Genomic DNA, 1,109 nt, shown 5'->3' with positions numbered 1-1,109 from the left:
CGTGGGGGCCGTGGGTGCCGCCGGCGAGGGGGGCAGGGGTGTCTTCTGCGGCCTCGCGGGGTGAGGCGATGGTGGGGCCGGCGGACGCAGGCATGACTTTGCCCCTTTTGGGTTGACTTCGTGCGCGTGCTGTGCCGTCGCTTGCGGGCGGTGACGAGCGGCAACTGCAACAAGTTACGTTCGGCGCACGGTCCGTGACCGGCGTAGGGGCGGGTTTCGCTCGATGGTGGTACGGCCGTGCGACGGGCGTGAGTTGTGTCTGCTAATGGGGTCCGGGGCGGACGCACCCCGTTCCGTCGACTAATCTGCACCCCATGGCCATGAACTTTCTCGCTCTCGACGTAGGGCCGCTCAAGCCCGAGCCCGCGCCGCTCGTCCTCGGCGCGGTGCTGTTCTTCCTCGTCTTCGCCCTGATGGCGAAGGTGCTGCTGCCCCGGATCAACAAGGTCCTCGTCGAGCGCGAGAAGGCCACCGAGGGCCGCTTCGACGACGCGGAGGCGACGCGCGCCGAGGCTGCCCGCGTCCACGCCGAGTACCAGGAGCTGCTCGCGGAGGCCCGGCACGAGGCCGCGCGCCTGCGCCAGGAGGCGACCGAGCAGGGCACCGCGATCATCGCCGAGCTGCGGGCCGAGGGCCAGCGCCAGCGCGAGGAGATCATCTCCGCGGGTCACGCGGTGATCGACGCCGAGCGTGCGGTCGCCGAGGCGGAGCTGCGCGAGCAGGTCGGCGTGCTGGCCACGGAGCTGGCGGGCCGTATCGTCGGCGAGGAGGTCGCCCAGTTCGCCCGTGAGAACGGCACGGTGGACCGCTTCCTCGACGAGCTGCGCACCGCGCAGGCCGCCGACGCCGCCCGTGAGGGGCGCGACTGACGGCGGCCGGCCGCCGCTGGGACATTCTCGGACGCCGAAGGCTCCGCTCCCCTTTTCCGGGGTGCGGAGCCTTCGGCGTTCTGCCTTCTGTGTTCTGCGTGCTCAGGCTCCGGCCGTCCTGATGCGCAGGGCGCGGCGCAGGTCGTCGAGCTCGTCGGTGAGCCTGCGGCGCAGGGCGGGGAGGGGGTCGGCGGTGCGCAGGCATTCCTCGCCGAGGTCGAGGGTGTGCTGTTCGACGAG

Annotated in this window: 1 protein-coding gene; it reads left to right on the top strand. The window is 72.0% G+C overall.

The features are described 5' to 3' along the window. Positions 1 to 314 precede the first annotated feature (314 nt). On the top strand, positions 315 to 869 hold the full coding sequence (locus ACSNOH_RS34855) for a F0F1 ATP synthase subunit B (RefSeq protein ID WP_436725452.1): 555 nt from the start codon (positions 315 to 317) through the stop codon (positions 867 to 869). Positions 870 to 1,109 lie beyond the last annotated feature (240 nt).

Source organism: Streptomyces sp. URMC 127, assembly GCF_051386535.1.
Taxonomy (GTDB): domain Bacteria; phylum Actinomycetota; class Actinomycetes; order Streptomycetales; family Streptomycetaceae; genus Streptomyces.
The sequence above is the reverse complement of the archived record's forward strand: the minus strand, read 5'-3'. Positions and strand labels throughout refer to the sequence as shown.